The organism is Streptomyces sp. NPDC058008 (assembly GCF_042886395.1).
Taxonomy (GTDB): Bacteria; Actinomycetota; Actinomycetes; order Streptomycetales; family Streptomycetaceae; genus Streptomyces.
In genome coordinates, this window is the sequence record NZ_JBHVQX010000030.1 from 1 (window position 1) to 18568 (window position 18568).

The window sequence follows — 18568 nt, forward strand, 5'->3', positions numbered from 1 at the left end:
GAGCCCGCCCCGGCGCCGGTTCGCGCGGCCGCCCCGCGGGGCCTCCGCTGCCGGAGCCCCGGCGGAGCTCAGGGGCCTCCGGAACCTCCCCGGCGGCCCGCCCCGCGCGGCCCCCGCCGCCGGATCTCCGCGGCGGCCGGGGACCCGTACCGCGCGCTCCCACCGGTCCGGCGCCGGTCAGGGGCCTCCGGCGCCGGCGCGCCCCCCGGATAGACTCGTCCGCATGGTCCGGCCGTCCCTCAGCGATGTGAGCCCCGGTATGTGGCGCCGCGAGGCCGGTACCGAGGTGCGCAGGGTCGCGCCGTCCCCGGAGCAGGAGACAGCGCCGTACGCCATCACCGCCGGGCTGCGGATACCCCGCGTCCCCACCGAGTGGGTGCCGCACGCCCACGCCCTGCACGAGCTCGTCTGGGTGCGCGGGGGCACGCTGACGTCCCGGGTGGAGGACCGCGTCTTCACCGTGTCCGAGGGGCACGGGCTGTGGATGCCCGCCGGAGTGGTGCACGGGGGCCGGGCGACCGCGGGCGCGAGGTTCCACGAGGCCTTCTTCGCCCCCGACCGCGCGCCGTTCGCCTTCGGGGAGCCGAGGGCGATCGTGATGACGCCGCTGCTGGACTCTCTGCTGTCGCACCTGTCCCGCACGGACCTCGACGCGGCGGCCAGGGCGCGGGCGGAGTCCGTCGTGTTCGACGTGCTCCAGCCGGTGGACCACCTGTTCGCGCTGCAACTGCCCGGCGACGCCCGCATCGACGCGATCGCGGAAGCCCTGCTGGACGACCCGGCCGACAACCGCTCGCTGGAGGAGTGGGCGCGGCACCTGGGGATCAGCGACCGTACGGTCACCCGCGCGTTCCGCCACGCGACCGGGCTGTCCTTCGCGCAGTGGCGGCAGGTGCTGCGCGTGCACCGGGCGCTGACACTCCTCGCCGAGGGCCTCGATGTGACGACCGTCTCCGAGGTGCTCGGCTACGCGCAGCCCAGCACCTTCATCGCCTCCTTCCGGAGGGTCATGGGCACCACGCCGGGCGCGTTCTTCGACGTGGCCGACACCACGTCCGGGAATGTCCGGAATCCCGTATTGCCTGTCCAAAACTCCTGATTGCCGACAACGTAAACGGAACATACTCTTCTCGGAGTTAGGCAACCCTTAGTTTGCTTGCCGCGCAGGGAGTTCTCCCTGCGCGGGAGACTCCGCTGCCCGGCCGGTGAAAGCCGGACGGAGGGTGCCGCGGCCCTGCCCCTCCGACCGTCCGGACCCCTCGATGTTCACAAGCCCCTCCCGGCGCGCCGACCGCCCCGCGGCCGTCCCCGCCGCTCCGGTGGCCGCCCTCAACGGGCACGACCTGGTGCTGCGCTACAACGGCACGCCGGTCGTCCACGGTGTCTCGCTGGCCCTGGAACCCGGCCGGGCGACCGCCCTGGTGGGGCCGAACGGCAGCGGGAAGTCCACGCTGCTGCGCGCACTGTCCCGGCTGCACCGGGTGGACGGCGGCCGGGTGACGCTCGGCGCCCCCGACGGGCCGTCCGAGCGTGACGCGGCCCTGCTCAGCGCCCGGCAGTTCGCCCGCGAGGTGACGCTGTTCTCGCAGTCCAGGCCCGCACCCCAGGGCCTGACGGTCACGGAGGTCGTGGCGTTCGGGCGCCACCCCTACCGGCGCGGCTTCGCCGGGCTGACGGCCGGGGACCGGAGCGCCATCGACCACGCCATGGGCGTCACCGGCGTACGGGACATGGCAGGCCGGCCGGTCGGAGAGCTCTCCGGCGGGGAGATGCAGCGCGTCTGGCTCGCGGCCTGCCTGGCCCAGGACACCGGCGTCGTGCTCCTGGACGAACCGACCAACCACCTGGACCTGCGCTACCAGATCGAGACGCTCGACCTGGTGCGCGATCTCGTCGACGAGCACGGCATCGCCGTCGGCGTCGTGCTGCACGACCTCGACCAGGCGTCCCGCGTCGCCGACACGCTGGTCCTGATGAGCTCCGGCCGCGTCCACGCGGCCGGAGCGCCCGCCGACGTCCTCACCGCCCGGAACATCGGCGAGGTCTACGACATCCGGGTCGAGGTCACCACCGACCCCCGCACGGGCCGGCTCCGCATCGACCCGATCGGGCGCCACTCCCACTGAAGCGGCCCACCCGCCGCACCACTCCCTGCCTCAACACATCCCACGAAAGAGGAAATGTCATGAACCGTGCCCATCGCCTGGCGGCGTCGGCCTCCACAGGGCTCATCGTCCTCGCCGCGACGGCCTGCGGCACGACCACCGTCGAGAAGCCCGCGTCCGGCGCCAAGACCGCCGCCGCGGCCACCTCGGCGAGCTGTGCCGAGGACACCACCACCACCTCGACGAAGCCGGTCTCCTTCACGGACGGGGTGGGCCGGCAGGTGAAGCTGGACAAGCCCGCCGAACGGATCGCGGTCCTGGAGTGGCAGCAGGTCGAGGACGCCCTGACCCTGTGCGTGACCCCCACCGCGGTGTCCGACGCGAAGGGGTACAGCACCTGGGTCAGCGCGGAGAAGCTGCCCGGCGGGGTGACCGACATCGGCACCCGTGAGGAGCCCGACCTGGACACCCTCTACGCGGCGAAGCCCGACCTCATCGTCGTGGAGGCGTTCGACGCCGGCGACGAGACCATCGCGAAGCTGGAGAAGCGGGGCGTGCCCGTGATGGCCACCCGGGGTGCCGACCCGAAGGACCCGATCGGCAACATGCGCAAGGTGTTCAGCATGATCGGCGAGGCGACGGGACGCACCGAGCGGGCCGACCAGGTGCTCAAGGAGTTCGACGACCACCTCGCGACGGCGAAGAAGCAGGTCAGCGACGCCGACCTGCCGACGAAGAACTTCCTCTTCTTCGACGGGTGGCTCCAGGGAGGCAACCTCACGGTCCGTCCGTACAGCAAGGGCGCCCTGTTCACCGAGATAGGCGAGGAGCTCGGCCTCAAGTCCGCGTGGACCGACGACGTCAACAAGGCCCACGGTGACGGGGGCGTCGACCCCTCCTACGGTCTCGCGCAGACGGACGTCGAGGGACTCGCCTCGGTCGGTGACGCCAACCTCTTCTACGCCAACGACGAAGGGGCCGGGGGCTACGTCGCCGCGCTGGAGAAGAACCCGCTCTGGAAGACCATCCCGGCCGTGAAGGAAGGCCGCGCGCACGCCTTCCCGGCACGGGTGTGGGGCGCCGGCGGTCCGCGTTCCTGCGCCCAGGCGATCGACGCCTACGTCGACGTACTCGACAAGAAGTGAGCACACCGCACGACGTGAGCACCCCCCGGACGACGGCACTCCGGGGGGAGACGCCGCCGCGCTCCGAGCGCGGCGGCGGCCTCGCCGGAGTGGCCGTCCTGGCCGTCCTCCTCGTCGCGACGACGCTGGTCGGCATGTGGCACCTGACCCAGGGGACCTCCGGCGTCGGGGTCGGGGACCTGGTGCGCCACCTCACCGGAGCCCCGGAGAGCACCGGCGGGGCGCCGGTCGGTGAGATCCTCACCGGCTCGCGCCTGCCGCGCCTCTTCGCGGGCGTGGCGGTGGGCTTCGCCCTCGGCGTGGCCGGCGCGCTGCTGCAGTCCGTCACGCACAACACGCTCGCCTCCCCCGACACCCTCGCGGTCACCTCCGGGGCGTACTTCACGCTCTCGCTCGTCGCGGCCTTCGGCCTCGCCGTCCCGCTGTGGGCGTCGGGCGCCGTCGCCGTCGTGGGCGGCCTGGCCGCGGCCGCCCTCGTGCTGCTCCTCGCGGGCCGGGCCGCCGGCACCACCGGCACCCGTCTCATCCTCGCCGGATCGGCGACGGCGATGGCCCTGGACGCGGCGACCGCGATGCTCCTCATCCTGTTCCAGACGAGCACCACCGGCCTGTACGCCTGGGGGAGCGGTTCGCTGGCACAGCTGAACATCGACGCCTCGGTGCGGGCCTTCCCCCTCGTCGCCCTGGTGCTGTGCGTCGCCCTGGCGCTGTCCCGGCGGCTCGACGTGATGAACCTCGGTGACGACGCCGCGGCCACCGTCGGCGTACCGATCCGCAGCACCCGTGTGACCGCCGTGGTCTGCGCGGTGCTCCTGACCGGCACCGCCGTGACGCTCGCCGGCCCGATCGCCTTCGTCGGCCTCGGAGCCCCCGTGCTGGCCCGTCTGATCGCGGGCCGTGTCCGGTCGCTGGGCCGTCACCTCCTCCTGGTGCCCGCGGCCGGGCTGCTCGGCGCGCTGCTCATCCTGCTCGCGGACGCCACGCTGCGCGCGGTGCAGGGCGCGGACGGGGCCGCCTCCATCCCGACCGGAGTGCCGACCGCACTGCTCGGCTCCGTCGTCATCGTGGTCCTCGCGCTGCGCCTGCGCGACACCGGCCGGCTCCGCCGGCCCCCGCCCGCACGGGTCGCCGCACGGTCGCGCCGCGCGTTCCTCCTCGTGGTGCTCGGCGCGGTGGTGCTCCTGGCCGTGGCCGCCGTCGTGGGGGTCCTGGCGGGAAGCCTCTGGCTGCGCACGGGAGACCTCGTGCTCTGGGTCCAGGGCGCGGCCCCCGACCTGATCGGGCAGGCGCTCGACGACCGCTTCCCCCGCGTGGTCGCCGCCGTCCTGGCCGGCGCCGCGCTGGGTCTGGCCGGGTGCGTCGTGCAGAGCGCGGTGCGCAACCCGCTCGCGGAGCCCGGGGTGCTCGGCATCACGGCGGGCGCCGGGCTGGGTGCGGCGGCCGTCGTCACCTCGGGACTGTCCGGCGGACGGCCGCTGCTCATCGTCGCGGCCGTCGCGACGGGGCTCGCCACCTTCGCGCTGATCGCCGTGCTGTCCTGGCGCGGCGGCTTCCTCCCCGACCGGTTCGTCCTGATCGGCATCGGGTGCGGGTACGGCCTCAGCTCCCTCACCACCTTCCTGCTGCTGCGCGCCGACCCGTGGAACACGCCGCGGATCTTCACCTTCCTCTCCGGCACGACCTACGGGCGCACCCTGTCCGACGTCGTACCGGTCGCGGTGGCCCTGGTGATCGCCCTGCCGCTGCTGCTGGCCATGCGCAACCGGCTCGACCTGCTCGCCGTCGACGAGGACACCCCGCGCATCGTCGGCGTCAGGCCGGTGCGCACCCGCTTCGCCGCACTGACGGTCGCCGCCGTACTCGCGGCGCTCAGCGTGCTCGCCGTCGGTGTCGTCGGCTTCGTGGGGCTCGTCGCCCCGCACCTCGCCCGGTCCCTGGTGGGTGCCCGGCACGGCCGGGCGATCCCGGTCGCGATGCTGCTCGGCGGACTGCTGGTCTGCGTGGCCGACGCCCTCGGCCGGACCGTCGTCGCGCCCGCCCAGGTGCCGGCGGGCCTCATGGTCGCCCTGGTCGGTGCCCCGTACTTCATCTGGGTGCTCCGGCAGTCCCGCGCGTGACACCCCCACGCCACCGCCGGCCCGCGGGCGGTGCACCGTCCCTCCCCCTCCGATCCGTCAGGAGAGCCTGAATGCCGTCCCAGCGGGAAACGCCCGTGAAGAGCGTCGTCGTGCCGTTCGAGCCCGGTACACCGCCGGCCGCCCTCGGGCACCACGAGGTGCCGGAGCGCTGGCACACGGTCGACCGTTCCGCCCACGCCCCCCGCCTCGTGGCGGTCCCCGGTGACGGCGACGCGTACGCGGCCGCCGCGCTCGTGACGGCACGCCCGGGCACCGCCTACCTGAAGATCGTCGACGCCGTCGGCGATGTGCCGGCGGCCGTCCGGGCCGTCGTCGGCCACGCACGCGGCCAGGGGCTCGCACAGGTCAAGTGGGAGGGGTGGACGGCGGACCCGGAGGCCGCCGCCGCGGCGGGCTTCACCCCGCTGCGGCCCCCGCTCACACCGGCGGAGCACGCCGCGGGGCCCGACACGGGGTACGTCCGCTGGCTGTACGACGACGGCGCGGGGGCCGAGCCCCCGTACGCCGCGGGGACCGAGCCCCCGTACTACGGGCAGACCACGCACTTCACCTGCGGCGCCGTCACCGCCCTGGTCGCGCAGGCGCACGCGGGGACGCTGGAGGCGGAGGCGTTCGACCGCCGGGCGGAGCTGACACTGTGGCGCGAGGCGACCAACTTCCCCGCGTGCGAGCCCGTCGGACTGGGCCTCGCCGTGCGGCGGGCGTGGCCGTCGTGCCCCGTCACCGTCCACCTCGACACGGACCGGCCCGTCCTGCTCGGCCACTACCCGGAGAACGAGCAGGAGTGGCGTGCCCTGCTCCAGCGGGCCTCACGTACCGAAGCCGCGCGGGCCGGCGTCCCCGTCGACCCGCGCCGCCTCCCCCTGGCCGGGATCCGCGGCGCGATCGGCCGGCGGGAGCACGTGCTGCTGCTCGTCTCGCTCGCCGCGATGCAGGGCTTCGACGTACCGCACTGGGTGCTCTGCCACGGCGCCGTCCCCGGCGCGCTGGTGATCGACGACCCGTGGGCCAACGCGCCCACCGGGGACACCTGGGTCGACGCCCATCTGCTGCCGGTCCCCGATCCGTCGCTCGACACCATGTCGGTCTTCCCGGAGGAGGGCTTCCGGGGCGCCGTGACCATCGGCCGCCCGCCGCAGGGCGGTTCCTCCTGCGCCGGTCCGGCCGGCTGACGGACCGGCGGGAGCGCGGGCGGCCGGGCGGCCCGCGCTCAGGCGGGGTCGTCCGCCGGGTAGCGGACGCCGATACGCTCACGTACCGCGTCGAGCGTCCGCATCACGGCCAGCGAACCCTCCAGCGGCACCAGCGGGGACTCCTTCTCCCCCGCCAGCAGCGCGCGCGTCACCTCGGCCGCCTCGTACTGCATGCCCGAAAGACCCTGCGGACCCGGGCCCGTGACGACCTTCTCGGGCTCCCGGCCGTCCCGGTGCAGGACGAAGTGCTCCGGGTGGAAGAAGCCCTGCGGGAAGTCGATGCGCCCCGCCGTGCCCGTCACGGACGCGGTCGTCGGCAGGCCGCCGACGATCGAGCAGCTCAGCAGCGCCGTGGCACCGGACTCCCAGCCCAGCAGCATCCCCGTGTTCAGGTCCACGCCCTCCGGCGAGAGCAGCGCGTCCGCCTGCACCCGGTCCGGCTCACCCAGCAGCAGCTGCGCGAACGACACCGGGTAGACGCCGAGGTCCAGCAGCGCGCCGCCGCCCAGTGCGGGGTCGCGCAGCCGGTGCTCCGCCCCGAAGGTTCCGGCGAAGCCGAAGTCGGCCTGCACCGTGCGGATCTCGCCGATCGCCCCGTCGCGCACCAGCTCGGTCATCCGGCGGATCAGCGGATTGCAGTACGTCCACATGGCTTCCATCAGGAACAGCCCGCGCTCCCGGGCCAGATCCACCAGCTCCCGCGCCTCACGCTCGTTGAGCGTGAACGCCTTCTCGCAGAGCACGTGCTTGCCGGCCTCCAGGGCGAGCCCGGCCGCCTCCCGGTGCGCCGAGTGCGGGGTGGCGACGTAGACGACGTCGACGGTGTCGTCGGCGACGAGCTCCGCCCAACTGCCGTACGCCCGCCCGATCCCGAACCGCTCGGCGAACGCACGCGCCGAGGACTCCGTCCGGGAGGCGACCGCCACGACCTCCGCCCCCGAGTCCTTCATCGCGAGCAGGTCGCCCGTGAACGTGGCGGCTATGCCACCCGTCGCCAGTACACCCCAACGCACCGTGCCACTCATGCCCGCTCGCTCCCGCACAAAAAGGTATCGACCACTACGACTGACCTGAGAGCATAGATGTGGATTCAACGAAGCGGAGACGAGGATGCCGGACAGCGGCGCGAGCCGGGCCCAGCAAGAGCACGAGCACATACCGACGAGAGACGAGGGCGCCGCACAGGCCGCCCCGGCCACCGCCACCCCCACCGCAGTGGGTGCCCCGGCCGTTTCCCTGACCACCGCGCCGGCCATCCCGGCCGCCTCCACGACCACCGCCCGGCGCGCCGGGCTCCTGGTCACCCTGGTGCTGGGCGGACTCACCGCCCTGCCGCCGCTCTCCATGGACATGTACCTCCCGGCCCTCCCGGAGGTCACCGACGCGCTGCACTCACCCGCCGCGACGGTCCAGCTCACCCTGACGGCCTGCCTCACCGGCATGGCGCTCGGCCAGCTCGTCGTCGGCCCCATGAGCGACCGCTGGGGCCGGCGCACACCGCTGCTCCTGGGCATGGTCGTCTACGTGATCGCCACCGCGATCTGCGCCGTCGCCCCCACCGCGGAACTCCTCATCGGCTTCCGCCTCCTGCAGGGCCTGGCGGGCGCCGCGGGCATCGTGATCTCCCGGGCGGTCGTCCGCGACCTCTACGACGGCGACGAGATGGCCCGGTTCTTCTCCACGCTGATGCTGATCTCGGGGGTCGCGCCCGTCATCGCGCCCGTGATCGGCGGCCAGGTGCTCCAGTTCACCGACTGGCGCGGCATCTTCGTCGTCCTGACCCTCGTCGGCGTACTGCTCACCCTCGTCGTCTGGAAGTGGCTCCACGAGACGCTGCCGCCGGAGGGGCGCCACACCGGCGGTGTCGGCGACGCGCTGCGCACCATGCGCGGACTGCTGGCCGACCGGGTGTTCACCGGCTACATGGTCGCGGGCAGCCTCGCCTTCGCCGCGCTCTTCGCCTACGTCAGCGCGTCCCCATTCGTCGTCCAGGAGATCTACGGGGCCTCGCCCCAGACCTTCAGCCTGCTGTTCGGCATCAACTCCATCGGGCTGATCGCCGTCGGCCAGATCAACGGCAAGCTGCTCGTCGGCAGGGTCAGCCTGGACAAGGCGCTCGGTTTCGGCCTCGCCGTCATCTCCGTCGCGGCCGTCGCGCTGCTGCTGATGACGTCCGGGGTCTTCGGCGAGGTGGGTCTGCTGCCGGTCGCCGCGGGGCTGTTCGTGCTCATGTCCGCGATGGGCCTGGCGATGCCCAACACCAACACCCAGGCCCTGATGCGCACCAGGCACGCGGCGGGCTCCGCCTCCGCGCTGCTGGGGACGTCCCAGTTCCTGATCGGCGCCATCGCCTCGCCGCTGGTCGGGATCGCCGGTGAACGGACCGCCGTGCCGATGGCCGTGGTGCAGGTCGTCTGCGCGCTGTCCGCGGCAGTGGCCTTCCTGGTGCTCTGCCGGCCCTGGAGGAGCACGGGGTCCGTGCGGGAGCCGCTCGCGAAGTGAGCGCGGCCGGCCGGGCGCGCCCCGGCCGGCTCCGGCTCAGCCCACCCGCGGATAGCCCAGCAGGTGCGGGCGGTCCTCGCTGTCCGTCCAGCGGAAGACGCCGACGCCGGAGGCCTCCACCTCCGGCAGCCGGGTGTTCGGCGGGAGTGCCTCGACGTCCCCGGACGTGACGCCCACCCTCACCGGACCGCCCCCGCCCTCCTTCAGGGCCTCGTCCGCGTCACGCACGGTCGTCGCGCCGTAGGCGCTGCCGTCGTCCGTCACCGACGCCAGGGTCAGCCGTGCCGCCCCGTCCTCGTCCTCGAAGCAGAACCCCTTCCTCGCCCCGAGGTCGAAGGCCAGGTTCCCCGCGACCAGGTAGCCGCCCGAGGCGGACACGACGGCCTGCGGGTAGCGGCCCGGCTCCACGGCCGGCCGGTGGCACTCCACCGAGACGAGCGGCTTCCCGCTCGCCGCGTCGTGGACCGTCCACAGCTGGTGGGTGGCGGCCCGCTCCGCCCCCTCGGCGAGCTTCCACTTCGCCAGGATCAGGCCCGGCGCCACGGAGGTCGGCACACCGGTCGCCGGGTCCGCGCCCTTCGGCGCGGTCCTCCTGCTGAACCAGCCGCCCGCCACCCAGAACTCGCGCGCCCCGCTCAGCAGCAGCCCCTTCGCCGTCTGGCCGCGTACCTCGGTGAGCCGGGCGCAGGCCCCGCAGCCCTTCGGATACGTCACCGCGGAGGCGGCGGTCGCCGACACCTCGCCGCTGACCGGGTCCACGACCGCGCTCTCCGCCCGGCCGTCGCTGATCAGGATGCCGGGACCGGTGGCCGTGACGACCGGCGCGCCGTCCCACGGCACCTCCACGCGCCGGCGGGCGCCGTCCGCCACGTCGTAGACGTCCAGGGAGATGAAGGACTCCGAGGGCGTGAGCCCGTCACCGATCCTCCCGAACGACCAGGTCACGAAGAACCGCCGGTCGTCCTTGGCGACGGCGAGCAGCTTCGGGAAGCGCAGCGGGTCCGGCGGCCGCCAGGCCTCGCCGCTCCAGGCGGCCCGGCCGGTCTCCGTGTCGAGGGTCCGCAGCCGGTAGCGGTTGCCGGGTGCCCTCACCAGGTAGGCCAGCCGGCCCGTCGGGTGCGAGACGGCGAAGCCCGGCCCCGCGTCCACGACCTCCCAGCCGCGCGCGGTGGTGTACTCCGCGGGGACGTCCAGCCGCGTCAGGGGGCGGGCACCGCTCCCGGCGGGCTCGCGCGCCCCGCCGCCGTCCCCGGTGGTGCCGTCCGTACCGCCCCCGCAGCTCGCCGTCAGGAGCAGCAGGGCGAGGAGGAGCACCCCGCCCACCAGGGCCAGGCGCACGATCCTCTGTCTCATGGTCCCCCCGGTGAGCCAAGCCCTGAGCGATCGCCGATGCGGCGTCGGTCAGCGTAGCAACGGGCTTGTGGGGAAAGGGAGTTCGGTTCCGTAGCCGTTGTGTTCCGGTTCCGTGCCGGACCGCCGGGCTGCGGGGGAGGGGGCCGCTGCGCCTACAATTCGGCGGTGAACGCCACCCTCCCCACCGCGGAAGCCCTGCGTGCGGCGCTGGCCGCGCTGCTCGACGGGCTGCCCCCGAAGCAGGCCGCGCAGGCCGTCGACCGGCTGATCGCCAGCTACCGCGGCACCACCCCCACCGACGCCCCCGTCCTGCGGGACCGCTCGGACGTCGCCGCCTACGCCGCGTACCGGATGCCCGCCACGTTCGAGGCCGTACGCTCCTGCCTCGGCGCGCTCCGCGAGGCCGCACCGGACTGGGTGCCCGCCACCCACACCGACATCGGGGGCGGTACGGGCGCGGCGAGCTGGGCGGTGGCCGGGGCCTGGGACGGTACGCGGACGACGGTCCTGGACTGGTCGGAGCCCGCCCTCGCGCTCGGCCGTGAACTCGCCGAGGCCTCCGGCGTCCCCGGGCTGCGGACCGCCACCTGGGAACGGGCTCGGATCGGCACGTCACCGGCCCCGGGCCCCGCCGACCTGGTGACCGTGTCGTACGTGCTGAAGGAGCTCACGGCCGCGAACCGGGCGGTCGTCGTGGACGCGGCGGCGTCGGCGGCGCAGGCCGTGGTGGTCGTCGAGCCCGGCACCCCGGACGGCTACGACCGCGTGATCGAGGCCCGGGACCGGCTGATCGCCGCCGGGTTCGGTGTCGCGGCACCCTGTCCGCACGACGACGTCTGCCCGATCGAGCGCGGCACCGACTGGTGCCACTTCTCGGCACGGGTCAGCCGCTCGTCCCTGCACCGCCAGGTCAAGGGCGGCTCGCTCAGCCACGAGGACGAGAAGTTCAGCTACGTCGTGGCGACCAGGTTCCCCACCGGCCCGGCCGCCGCCCGCGTCATCCGCAAGCCGCAGATCCGCAAGGGGCAGGTGCTGCTGGAGCTGTGCACGAAGGAGGAGGGGCTGAGCCGCGCCACGGTCACCAAGCGGCACGGCGCGCTCTACCGTGCCGCCCGGGACACCGCGTGGGGCGACGCCTGGCCGCCCCCGGGGGAGGCGTAGGCCGCCCGGATCAGGCCCGCAGCTCCTGGGTGCAGCACTTCACGCTGCCGCCGCCCTTGAGCAGTTCGCCCAGATCCATCGGGACCGGCTCGAACCCCCGGTCCCGCAGCGGGCCGAGGAGTCCCACCGCGGCCTGCGGGAGCAGCACGTGGCGCCCGTCGCTGACGGCGTTGAGGCCCAGCGAGGCCGCGTCCGCCTCCTCGGCCAGCAGCGCGTCCGGGAAGAGCCGGGCCAGCACGGACCGGCTGCCCGGCGAGAAGGCCCCGGGGTAGTACATGATCTCGTCGGCCGCGTCGTCCAGGACGCAGAGCGCCGTGTCCAGGTGGTAGTAGCGCGGGTCCACCAGGTCGAGGCCGATCACCGGGCGCCCGAAGAACTCCTGGGCCTCGTCGTGGGAGAGCGGACTGGACCGGAAGCCCCGCCCGGCGAGCAGGTACGAGGAGGTCACCGCGAAATCGCCCTCGCCCTCGTTGACATGGGCGGGCTCGTGGATCTCGGTGAAGCCGTTGGCGCGGAACCACTCCCGGTGGGCCTCCGCCTCGGCGTACCGCTCGCGGTAGGCGAACAGGGCGCCGAGCACCCGGCCGTCGACGACGGTGGCCCCGTTGGCGGCGAACACCATGTCGGGCAGGTCGGGGCGGGGGGTGAGCAGCTCCACGGTGTGGCCGAGGGCCCGGTAGCGGTCGCGCAGGTCCTCCCACTGGGTGGTGGCCAGGGGCAGGTCCACGGGTTTCGACGGGTCCATCCACGGGTTGATGGAGTACGTGACCTCGAAGTGGGCCGGGGCGCACATCAGGTAGCGACGAGGGGTGGCGTCACGGGTCAATGCAGGCTCCTCGCGAACGGCGGCCTGGGCCGCGGAACGGTGGGATGCGCACGGGTGTGTGCGTGAGTTCATGGTGCGCCGAGCCGGGCCGTCGCGCTGTGATCCGTTCGGGTGGTTCACACGGGGCCGGGCCGGAGGGGTGAGGCGGCCCGGCAAGACGATACGTACCGGACCGTGAACCTCTAGGCTGACCCGATGCCACCGCAGAAGGCCCCTGACGCCAGCCGCCGCAGCGACCGCTCCCGCCGCGCGATCCACGAAGCCGCGCTCGCCCTCGTGGGCGAGGTGGGCTACACGAGGACGACGATCGAGGGTATCGCCGCCCGCGCCGGGGTCGGCAAGCAGACGATCTACCGCTGGTGGCCGTCGAAGGCGGCCGTGCTCATGGAGGCGTTCCTCGACAGGGGCGCCCGGCAGGCGGCGGAGGCCGGAGGAGGCGACGGGCAGGGGATCCCGGACACCGGCGACCTGGCGGCCGACCTCAAGCAGGTCCTGCGGGCCACGGTCGACGAACTGAACGACCCCGCCACCGAGGCGCCCACCCGGGCCCTCACCGCCGAGGGTGTCATCGATCCGGTGCTCGGCGCCCAATTCGTCGAAAATCTGCTCGAACCCAACCTCCGGGCGTACGTCACACGCCTGCGCTCCGCCCAGGAGGCCGGCGAGGTGCGCGCGGACGTCGATCCGCGCCTCGCGCTGGAGCTCCTGATCGGCCCGCTGACCCACCGCTGGCTGCTGAGGACGCTGCCGCTCACCCACGCGTACGCGGACGCCGTCGTCGACCACGCCCTGCGCGGGCTCTCCGTCCGGCCGTGAACCCGCCGGTGCATTCCGTGACATTCCGTACGGGTGTGACGGCCTCCGTGTGACCTTCCGGGCACCCCGCTCGGGAACTCCGGCCACCGGAGGCGCAGGATGGTGCGACCATGGAGGGACAACCGCTGAGGTGAGGGGATAGATGGGCGCCGATTCCGGCCGCTACCGCGGCACAGAGGGCAGGATTTCCCAGTGGCTGCGCAGGCGGCCCAAACCGCAGCCGGAGGCCGACGACGCGGCGCGGCTGGCGCTGCTCCTGGCCGTCGCCGAGGCAGGAATGCCGGTGTCACCGGCCGCGTACCCGATCGGATACCGATGTTCGTGCGAACGCATCGGATGCCCCACCCCCGCGCGGCACCCCGTCTCGTTCGCCTGGCAGACCCAGTCCACGACGGACCGCGCGCAGATCGAGCGCTGGGCGGACGGCCAGCCGCTGGCCAACTTCATCACCGCGACCGGCATCGTCCACGACGTCCTGGACGTCCCCGTGAGCGCCGGGCACGCCGCCCTGGAGCGGCTCGTCGAGGCGGGCGTCGACGTCGGCCCGGTGGCCCGGTCCGGCACCGACCGCATGCTGTTCTTCACCGCCACCCGCGGCACCCCCGACGACGAGGACGAGTGGTGGCCGTGCGAGCTGGACTGCCATCCGGAGACCATGGACGAACATCCCGGGCTCCGCTGGCACTGCCGGGGGAGCTACGTCCTCCTCCCGCCGGCCCGCCTCCCCGGTGAGCTGGACGTCCACTGGATCCGCGGACCGGAGAACCCGCTGCCCGACCCGCTGACCCTGCTGGAGACGCTCACCGACGCCTGCGCGCAGTACGCGGACACGGCCGACGAGAGCGACCTCGACCACGACTCGGTGGCCTGGCCCCTCAGCCGCTGAGCGGTCCCCGGCCCGGGGACCGCCGGGCGGGCGCCCCCCTCGCGGGCGCCGCCCCGTGCGGTCAGGAGCCCTGCGCCGCGACCAGGCCGGGCAGCCGGTTCAGTACGCGCACCTTGCCGTCCGTGCCCTTCTTCGGTATGTGGACGAGCTGGCTGGAGACCCGCTCCTTGGTCAGGGTGCTCTTCACCTCGCCCGTCAGCAGCGCCTGCACGTCCGCCGTGACCGTCGGCCGCAGTCCCTGCGCCGCCGTCTGGCGTTCGAAGTGCTTGCTGCTGAAGAAGACCAGCGCCCCGCCGTCCTCGGTCGCCAGGCCCAGCGGTGCGAACGTCCCGGAATCCAGCGCCTGGTCGACGTACTGGTAGGAGAAGCCCGCCCTGCGGGTGTTCTTCCGCGCGTCCCGCCAGCCCGAGGTCATCGAGCCGGGGGCGAACACGTCGGGTGTGCCTTCGCCGAGGTAGTTCGTGTAGGCGCTGCTCAGCTCCACCGGAGGGGTGGCCAGCGTGGCGTCCGTGTCCTCGGAGGGCACGGGCCGCGCCCAGCCGTCGGCGTCCTTGCGGAACTCGGGGATCTCGGACGGGGAGACCACCGCCAGGTAGGACACCTTCCACGGCGCCTCCGGTCCGGTGCGGACGAACGCGAGCAGCCAGCGGGTGTCCTGCTTCCCGCCGTCCTTGTCGCGGTTGGAGTCGGTGTCGGCGAGGAACCAGCGCGGCCAGCCCGCCTTTTTGGGGATGGCGTAGGAGGCGTCGGTCAGCTCCAGCGGCTGGTGCCGCGGGTTGCCCCCCGGACTGGTCTTGCGCCGCGCGGCCAGGCCCGCCTGGTTGATCGCGCCGAGTGATCCGGTCACCCGGTCCTCGTCGAGCGCCGGATCGTACGCCTTGTCCGCCTTGTTGTAGGCGACGGTGAAGTCCTTCAGGGCCTGGGCGGCCTCGGACTCCGTCGCGCCCGGCACGACTTCCAGTTCACCGTGTACCGTCACGCAGCCGCTCGCCGTCACGACCAGTACCGTCGTCGTCGCGAGACCCGCCGCCAGTCGACCCAGCCTTGTCATCCGTTGCCTTCTGCGCCTTCTGATCCGTCGTCCGCACTGACCGCCTGAACCCTACCGGGGCGAGGAACAGCGCGAGCGTGGGGATGAGATACAGCGCCCACACCGTGACCTGAAGGACCGTCGGGTCGGCCTGGAAGTTGAAGACGCCCTTGAGCAGGGTGCCGTACCAGCTGTCCGGCGGGACCGCGGCCGTGACGTCGAACGCCTTGTCCGCCAGGCCCCCCAGGAAGCGGGCCTCCTGGAGGTCGTGCACCCCGTAGGCCAGCACGCCCGCCGCCACCACCACGAGCATGCCGCCGGTCCAGGTGAAGAACCTCGACAGGTTGATCCTCAGCGCACCCCGGTAGAACAGCCAGCTCAGCAGGATCGCCGTCGCGATGCCCAGCAGCACCCCGATCAGCGGCGACGAGGACCCCTCACCGCTGGCCCGCACCGACGCCCACACGAACAGGGCGGTCTCCAGGCCCTCACGGCCGACCGCCAGGAAGGCGGTGGCCACCAGGGCGCCGGTGCCCATCGCGAGCGCCGAGTCCAGCCTTCCGTGCAGCTCCTTCCTCAGGTGCCGCGCGGTACGCCGCATCCAGAACACCATCCAGGTCACGAGACCCACGGCGATGATCGACAGCGACCCGCCGAGCATCTCCTGCGCCTCGAACGTCAGCTCCTGGGAACCGAATTCGAGCGCGGCGCCGAAGGCCAGCGAGAGGGTGCAGGCGATGGCGATGCCGACCGCCACCGGGCGCAGCGCGTCGCGGCGGCCGGTCTTGACCAGGTAGGCGACGAGGATGCAGACGACCAGGCCGGCCTCCAGCCCCTCGCGCAGGCCGATCAGATAGTTGCCGAACATGCCGGTCCTTCCACGGGGAGGGTCAGGGGAACAACAGCCGGGCCGGGGGAGCCGCGACCGGTCGGGAGAGCCGTGCCGGGCTCAGGAGAACAGCGCGCGGCCCCACCGGTCGTCCGTGTCACGGACGCCGGGCGGTACGGCGAAGACGGCCGAACCCACGTGCTGGATGTACGCGTTGAGCGCGTCCGAGGCCGCGAGCCGGCGCTGCACCGGGATGAACCCCGTGCGCACGTCCCGCTGGTACGCCAGGAAGAACAGCCCCGCGTCGAGCCGGCCCAGTCCGTCCGTACCGTCGGTGAAGGAGTAGCCCCTGCGCAGCATCGCCGCCCCGCCGTTGCTGTCGGGGTGCGCCAGCCGCACGTGCGCGGTCGGCAGCATCGCCTTCAGGAACGGCTCGTCGCGCTCCCCGGCCTTGCCCACCGGCGCGCCCTCGCCCTTGTCACGGCCGAAGATGTCCTCCTGCTCGCGCAGCGGAGCCCGGTCCCAGGTCTCGATGTGCATGCGGATGCGCCGGGCCACCAGGTACGAACCCCCGGCCATCCACGCGGAGCCGTCCGACCGGCCCGCCCACACGTGCTTCTCCAGTGCGGCCTCGTCCGTGCCCGAGATGTTCCGGGTGCCGTCCTTGAACCCCATCATGTTGCGCGGGGTCTGCGAACCGGGCGTCGTCGAGGACGTCTTGCCGAACCCGAGCTGCGACCAGCGGACGGCGGCGCGCCCCATCCCGATCCTGGCGAGGTTCCGGATGGCGTGCACGGCGACCTGCGGGTCGTCCGCGCAGGCCTGGACGCACAGGTCCCCGCCGCTGCGGGCGGCGTCCAGGTTGTCGCCGGGGAACTTCGGCAGGTCCACCAGGGCTCCGGGCCGCCGGTCCTCCAGGCCGAAGCGGTCCCGCGCGAACAGGGACGGGCCGAAGCCGAGCGTGAGCGTCAGCCGGGAGGGCCGCAGGCCCAGCGCCTCGCCCGTGTCGTCCGGCGGGGCCTCCTCGGCCCCTCCGTACGCCCCCTCGCCCACGGTCCGGCCGGCCGTCATCCGCTCGGCGGCCCGGGTCCACTCCTCCAGGAGGGCGGCCAGCGCGGCCCGGTCCTTCGTCGTCACGTCGAACGCGGCGAAGTGCAGTCTGTCCTGGACGGCGGTGGCGATCCCCGCCTGGTGCGCCCCGTGGAAGGGCACGGCGGCACCGCTGTCCGCGGCCGGGTCCGCCCCGTCGCCGGAGCGCACCGCGGCGACCGCGCCGCCGGCCGCCGCGGCGCCGAGCGCGAGCCCCGCACCGCCCCAGCCGAGCAGCGCGCGGCGCGAGGGGGCGGCGCCCCCGTCCCGGGTCCCGGATTCCGTCATGACCGTGCCCCCGGCTACTTCGTGACCGCGGCGGCCAGCCGGGACAGCGGCTCCGCCAGCGCGTTGACCGCGTCGGAGAGCTCCTTGCGGTCCGCCTCGCCCACCGTGTCGTACGAGGTGAAGTCGTAGGAGGCCTTGTCCGCGCGGTACTTGTCGAGCAGGGCGTCCAGCGCCGCGAACCGCTCGTCCAGGGAGGCGGTCAGCGCGGCGTCGTTCCCCGACGCGATCGGCTTCAGGAGTGCGTAGGAGTGCTCCGCGCCCTCGACGTTCGCCTTGAAGTCGACGAGGTCGGTGTGGCTGTAGCGCTCCTCCTCACCCGTGACCTTGCCGGTGGCGACCTCGTCGAGGAGTTCCTTGGCGCCGTTGGCCATCGAGGTCGGGGTGATGTCGGCCCGGCCGACCCGCTTCTGCCAGTCCACCAGGTCCGTGCGGAGCGTGGCGGCGAGCGCCTTCTCCTCGGCGCCCAGCTTCCCGTCCTGCCACAGCGCCTTCTCCAGGCGGTGCCAGCCGGTCCACTTCTGCCCGTCCTCCAGGCCGTCCTCGCGGACGTCGACCTTCGGGTCGATGTCGCCGAAGGACTCGGCGACCGGCTCGGTGCGCTCCCAGCCGATCCGGGAGGGCGCGTACGCCTTCTTCGCCGCCTCGACGTCTCCCGCGGCGACGGCGTCCGTGAAGACCTTCACCCTGGGCAGCGTCTCGTCGGCCTGCGCCTGCACGTAGGTGCGGTAGCCGGCGACGGCCCGGTCCATCTCGGGGCTGCGCGCGGCGGCGCTCCCGCCGGTGACCTCGAGCGTCTGCCGGATGCCCTTGCCCTTCATGCCGGGCTTGCAGGCGATCTCGTACGTACCGGCCTTGATCTCGGCCGTGATCTTCGCCCGGGTGCCCGGCCCGATGTTCTCGCGCTCGGTGACGATCCGGTCGTCGGGGAAGAGGACGTAGACCTCGGTGACCTTGGATCCCTTGTTCTCCACGGCGAGTTCGAGGTGCCCGGCCGGGACCTTCTTCGACGACACCTCGCAGGCGTCGTCCTTGGCGACGACCTCGACGGCGCCGGAGCCCTTGCCGTCGCTCTTCTCGGCGCAGCCCGTGACGGCGGTCAGTGCGGCCACCGCTGCGACAGCGGTGACGACGGAGGAACGAACGGCTCGCATGCGGGCTCCACGAGGGTGAAAGAGCGGGGACGGTGCGGACGAACACTGGGTGAGGC

At 73.5% G+C, this 18568-nt stretch carries 16 protein-coding genes; 9 read left to right on the forward strand and 7 right to left on the reverse strand.

The features are described 5' to 3' along the window. Positions 1-223 precede the first annotated feature (223 nt). The 5 genes from ACFVS9_RS26345 to ACFVS9_RS26365 all read left to right on the forward strand — a co-directional run bounded on the left by ACFVS9_RS26345 (position 224) and on the right by ACFVS9_RS26365 (position 6560). On the forward strand, positions 224-1099 hold the full coding sequence (locus ACFVS9_RS26345; RefSeq protein ID WP_389936031.1) for a helix-turn-helix domain-containing protein: 876 nt from the start codon (positions 224-226) through the stop codon (positions 1097-1099). A 163-nt stretch (positions 1100-1262) separates the two neighbouring features. Continuing rightward, positions 1263-2126 carry an ABC transporter ATP-binding protein gene (locus ACFVS9_RS26350; protein ID WP_383117945.1) on the forward strand — a complete coding sequence of 288 codons (864 nt, stop codon included), beginning with the start codon at positions 1263-1265 and terminating at the stop codon, positions 2124-2126. Between the two features lie 59 nt (positions 2127-2185). Next, positions 2186-3250, forward strand: coding sequence for an iron-siderophore ABC transporter substrate-binding protein (locus ACFVS9_RS26355; RefSeq protein ID WP_383117946.1), 1065 nt, complete (start codon positions 2186-2188; stop codon positions 3248-3250). Between the two features lie 14 nt (positions 3251-3264). Next, positions 3265-5367 carry an iron ABC transporter permease gene (locus ACFVS9_RS26360; RefSeq protein WP_389936035.1) on the forward strand — a complete coding sequence of 701 codons (2103 nt, stop codon included), beginning with the start codon at positions 3265-3267 and terminating at the stop codon, positions 5365-5367. Between the two features lie 71 nt (positions 5368-5438). After that, positions 5439-6560 (forward strand): peptidase C39 family protein, encoded by a 1122-nt coding sequence (locus tag ACFVS9_RS26365; RefSeq protein WP_383117948.1) that lies wholly within the window; start codon positions 5439-5441, stop codon positions 6558-6560. A 38-nt stretch (positions 6561-6598) separates the two neighbouring features. Here the strand turns inward: ACFVS9_RS26365 and ACFVS9_RS26370 are convergent, their stop codons facing one another. Next, entirely contained in the window at positions 6599-7606 is a 1008-nt protein-coding gene (locus ACFVS9_RS26370; RefSeq protein ID WP_383117949.1) for a Gfo/Idh/MocA family protein, read from the reverse strand. An 85-nt stretch (positions 7607-7691) separates the two neighbouring features. On the opposite strand from ACFVS9_RS26370, the gene ACFVS9_RS26375 reads away from it, so the two are divergent. Then, complete coding sequence (locus tag ACFVS9_RS26375; RefSeq protein WP_389936038.1) at positions 7692-9083, forward strand: Bcr/CflA family multidrug efflux MFS transporter; 1392 nt, start codon at positions 7692-7694, stop codon at positions 9081-9083. A gap of 36 nt (positions 9084-9119) precedes the next feature. Here ACFVS9_RS26375 and ACFVS9_RS26380 read toward each other — a convergent pair whose 3' ends face one another. Beyond that, the gene (locus ACFVS9_RS26380) at positions 9120-10436 is read right to left on the reverse strand and encodes a hypothetical protein (RefSeq protein WP_383117951.1); all 1317 of its coding nucleotides are present in this window, start codon (positions 10434-10436) and stop codon (positions 9120-9122) included. Positions 10437-10601: 165 nt separating this feature from the next. Here ACFVS9_RS26380 and ACFVS9_RS26385 point away from each other — a divergent pair, with 165 nt between their 5' ends. Beyond that, the gene (locus tag ACFVS9_RS26385) at positions 10602-11597 is read left to right on the forward strand and encodes a small ribosomal subunit Rsm22 family protein (RefSeq protein WP_389936041.1); all 996 of its coding nucleotides are present in this window, start codon (positions 10602-10604) and stop codon (positions 11595-11597) included. Between the two features lie 10 nt (positions 11598-11607). Here the strand turns inward: ACFVS9_RS26385 and ddaH are convergent, their stop codons facing one another. Then, on the reverse strand, positions 11608-12495 hold the full coding sequence (gene ddaH, locus ACFVS9_RS26390) for a dimethylargininase (RefSeq protein ID WP_383117953.1): 888 nt from the start codon (positions 12493-12495) through the stop codon (positions 11608-11610). A 123-nt stretch (positions 12496-12618) separates the two neighbouring features. On the opposite strand from ddaH, the gene ACFVS9_RS26395 reads away from it, so the two are divergent. Together ACFVS9_RS26395 and ACFVS9_RS26400 are read left to right on the forward strand one after the other, a co-directional pair. Then, on the forward strand, positions 12619-13239 hold the full coding sequence (locus ACFVS9_RS26395) for a TetR/AcrR family transcriptional regulator (RefSeq protein WP_383117954.1): 621 nt from the start codon (positions 12619-12621) through the stop codon (positions 13237-13239). 142 nt (positions 13240-13381) lie between these two features. Continuing rightward, a complete protein-coding gene (locus tag ACFVS9_RS26400; protein WP_383117955.1) occupies positions 13382-14125 on the forward strand; it encodes a bifunctional DNA primase/polymerase in 744 nt (247 codons plus the stop codon). 61 nt (positions 14126-14186) lie between these two features. Here ACFVS9_RS26400 and ACFVS9_RS26405 read toward each other — a convergent pair whose 3' ends face one another. From ACFVS9_RS26405 to efeO, 4 genes are all read right to left on the reverse strand, one after another. Beyond that, positions 14187-15176, reverse strand: a complete 990-nt coding sequence (locus ACFVS9_RS26405) for a hypothetical protein (RefSeq protein WP_383117956.1) — start codon at positions 15174-15176, stop codon at positions 14187-14189. Beyond that, positions 15088-16023, reverse strand: coding sequence for an iron uptake transporter permease EfeU (efeU, locus tag ACFVS9_RS26410; protein ID WP_389936046.1), 936 nt, complete (start codon positions 16021-16023; stop codon positions 15088-15090). The genes ACFVS9_RS26405 and efeU overlap by 89 nt, the downstream gene beginning before the upstream one ends. A gap of 81 nt (positions 16024-16104) precedes the next feature. Next, complete coding sequence (gene efeB, locus ACFVS9_RS26415; RefSeq protein WP_383117958.1) at positions 16105-17361, reverse strand: iron uptake transporter deferrochelatase/peroxidase subunit; 1257 nt, start codon at positions 17359-17361, stop codon at positions 16105-16107. 14 nt (positions 17362-17375) lie between these two features. Next, positions 17376-18512: an iron uptake system protein EfeO gene (efeO, locus tag ACFVS9_RS26420; protein ID WP_389936049.1), complete on the reverse strand. Its 1137-nt coding sequence runs from the start codon at positions 18510-18512 to the stop codon at positions 17376-17378. Between the last annotated feature and the right edge of the window lie 56 nt (positions 18513-18568).

Excerpts from the sequence above, each read along its gene's own strand:
- ACFVS9_RS26365 (WP_383117948.1), top strand. The coding sequence starts at position 5,439 with ATGCCGTCCCAGCGGGAAACGCCCGTGAAGAGCGTCGTCGTGCCGTTC.
- ACFVS9_RS26370 (WP_383117949.1), bottom strand. The coding sequence starts at position 7,606 with ATGAGTGGCACGGTGCGTTGGGGTGTACTGGCGACGGGTGGCATAGCC.
- efeU (WP_389936046.1), bottom strand. The coding sequence starts at position 16,023 with ATGTTCGGCAACTATCTGATCGGCCTGCGCGAGGGGCTGGAGGCCGGC.
- ddaH (WP_383117953.1), bottom strand. The coding sequence starts at position 12,495 with ATGAACTCACGCACACACCCGTGCGCATCCCACCGTTCCGCGGCCCAG.
- ACFVS9_RS26400 (WP_383117955.1), top strand. The coding sequence starts at position 13,382 with ATGGGCGCCGATTCCGGCCGCTACCGCGGCACAGAGGGCAGGATTTCC.
- ACFVS9_RS26405 (WP_383117956.1), bottom strand. The coding sequence starts at position 15,176 with ATGACAAGGCTGGGTCGACTGGCGGCGGGTCTCGCGACGACGACGGTA.
- ACFVS9_RS26375 (WP_389936038.1), top strand. The coding sequence starts at position 7,692 with ATGCCGGACAGCGGCGCGAGCCGGGCCCAGCAAGAGCACGAGCACATA.
- ACFVS9_RS26345 (WP_389936031.1), top strand. The coding sequence starts at position 224 with ATGGTCCGGCCGTCCCTCAGCGATGTGAGCCCCGGTATGTGGCGCCGC.
- efeB (WP_383117958.1), bottom strand. The coding sequence starts at position 17,361 with ATGACGGAATCCGGGACCCGGGACGGGGGCGCCGCCCCCTCGCGCCGC.
- efeO (WP_389936049.1), bottom strand. The coding sequence starts at position 18,512 with ATGCGAGCCGTTCGTTCCTCCGTCGTCACCGCTGTCGCAGCGGTGGCC.
- ACFVS9_RS26355 (WP_383117946.1), top strand. The coding sequence starts at position 2,186 with ATGAACCGTGCCCATCGCCTGGCGGCGTCGGCCTCCACAGGGCTCATC.
- ACFVS9_RS26380 (WP_383117951.1), bottom strand. The coding sequence starts at position 10,436 with ATGAGACAGAGGATCGTGCGCCTGGCCCTGGTGGGCGGGGTGCTCCTC.
- ACFVS9_RS26350 (WP_383117945.1), top strand. The coding sequence starts at position 1,263 with ATGTTCACAAGCCCCTCCCGGCGCGCCGACCGCCCCGCGGCCGTCCCC.
- ACFVS9_RS26395 (WP_383117954.1), top strand. The coding sequence starts at position 12,619 with ATGCCACCGCAGAAGGCCCCTGACGCCAGCCGCCGCAGCGACCGCTCC.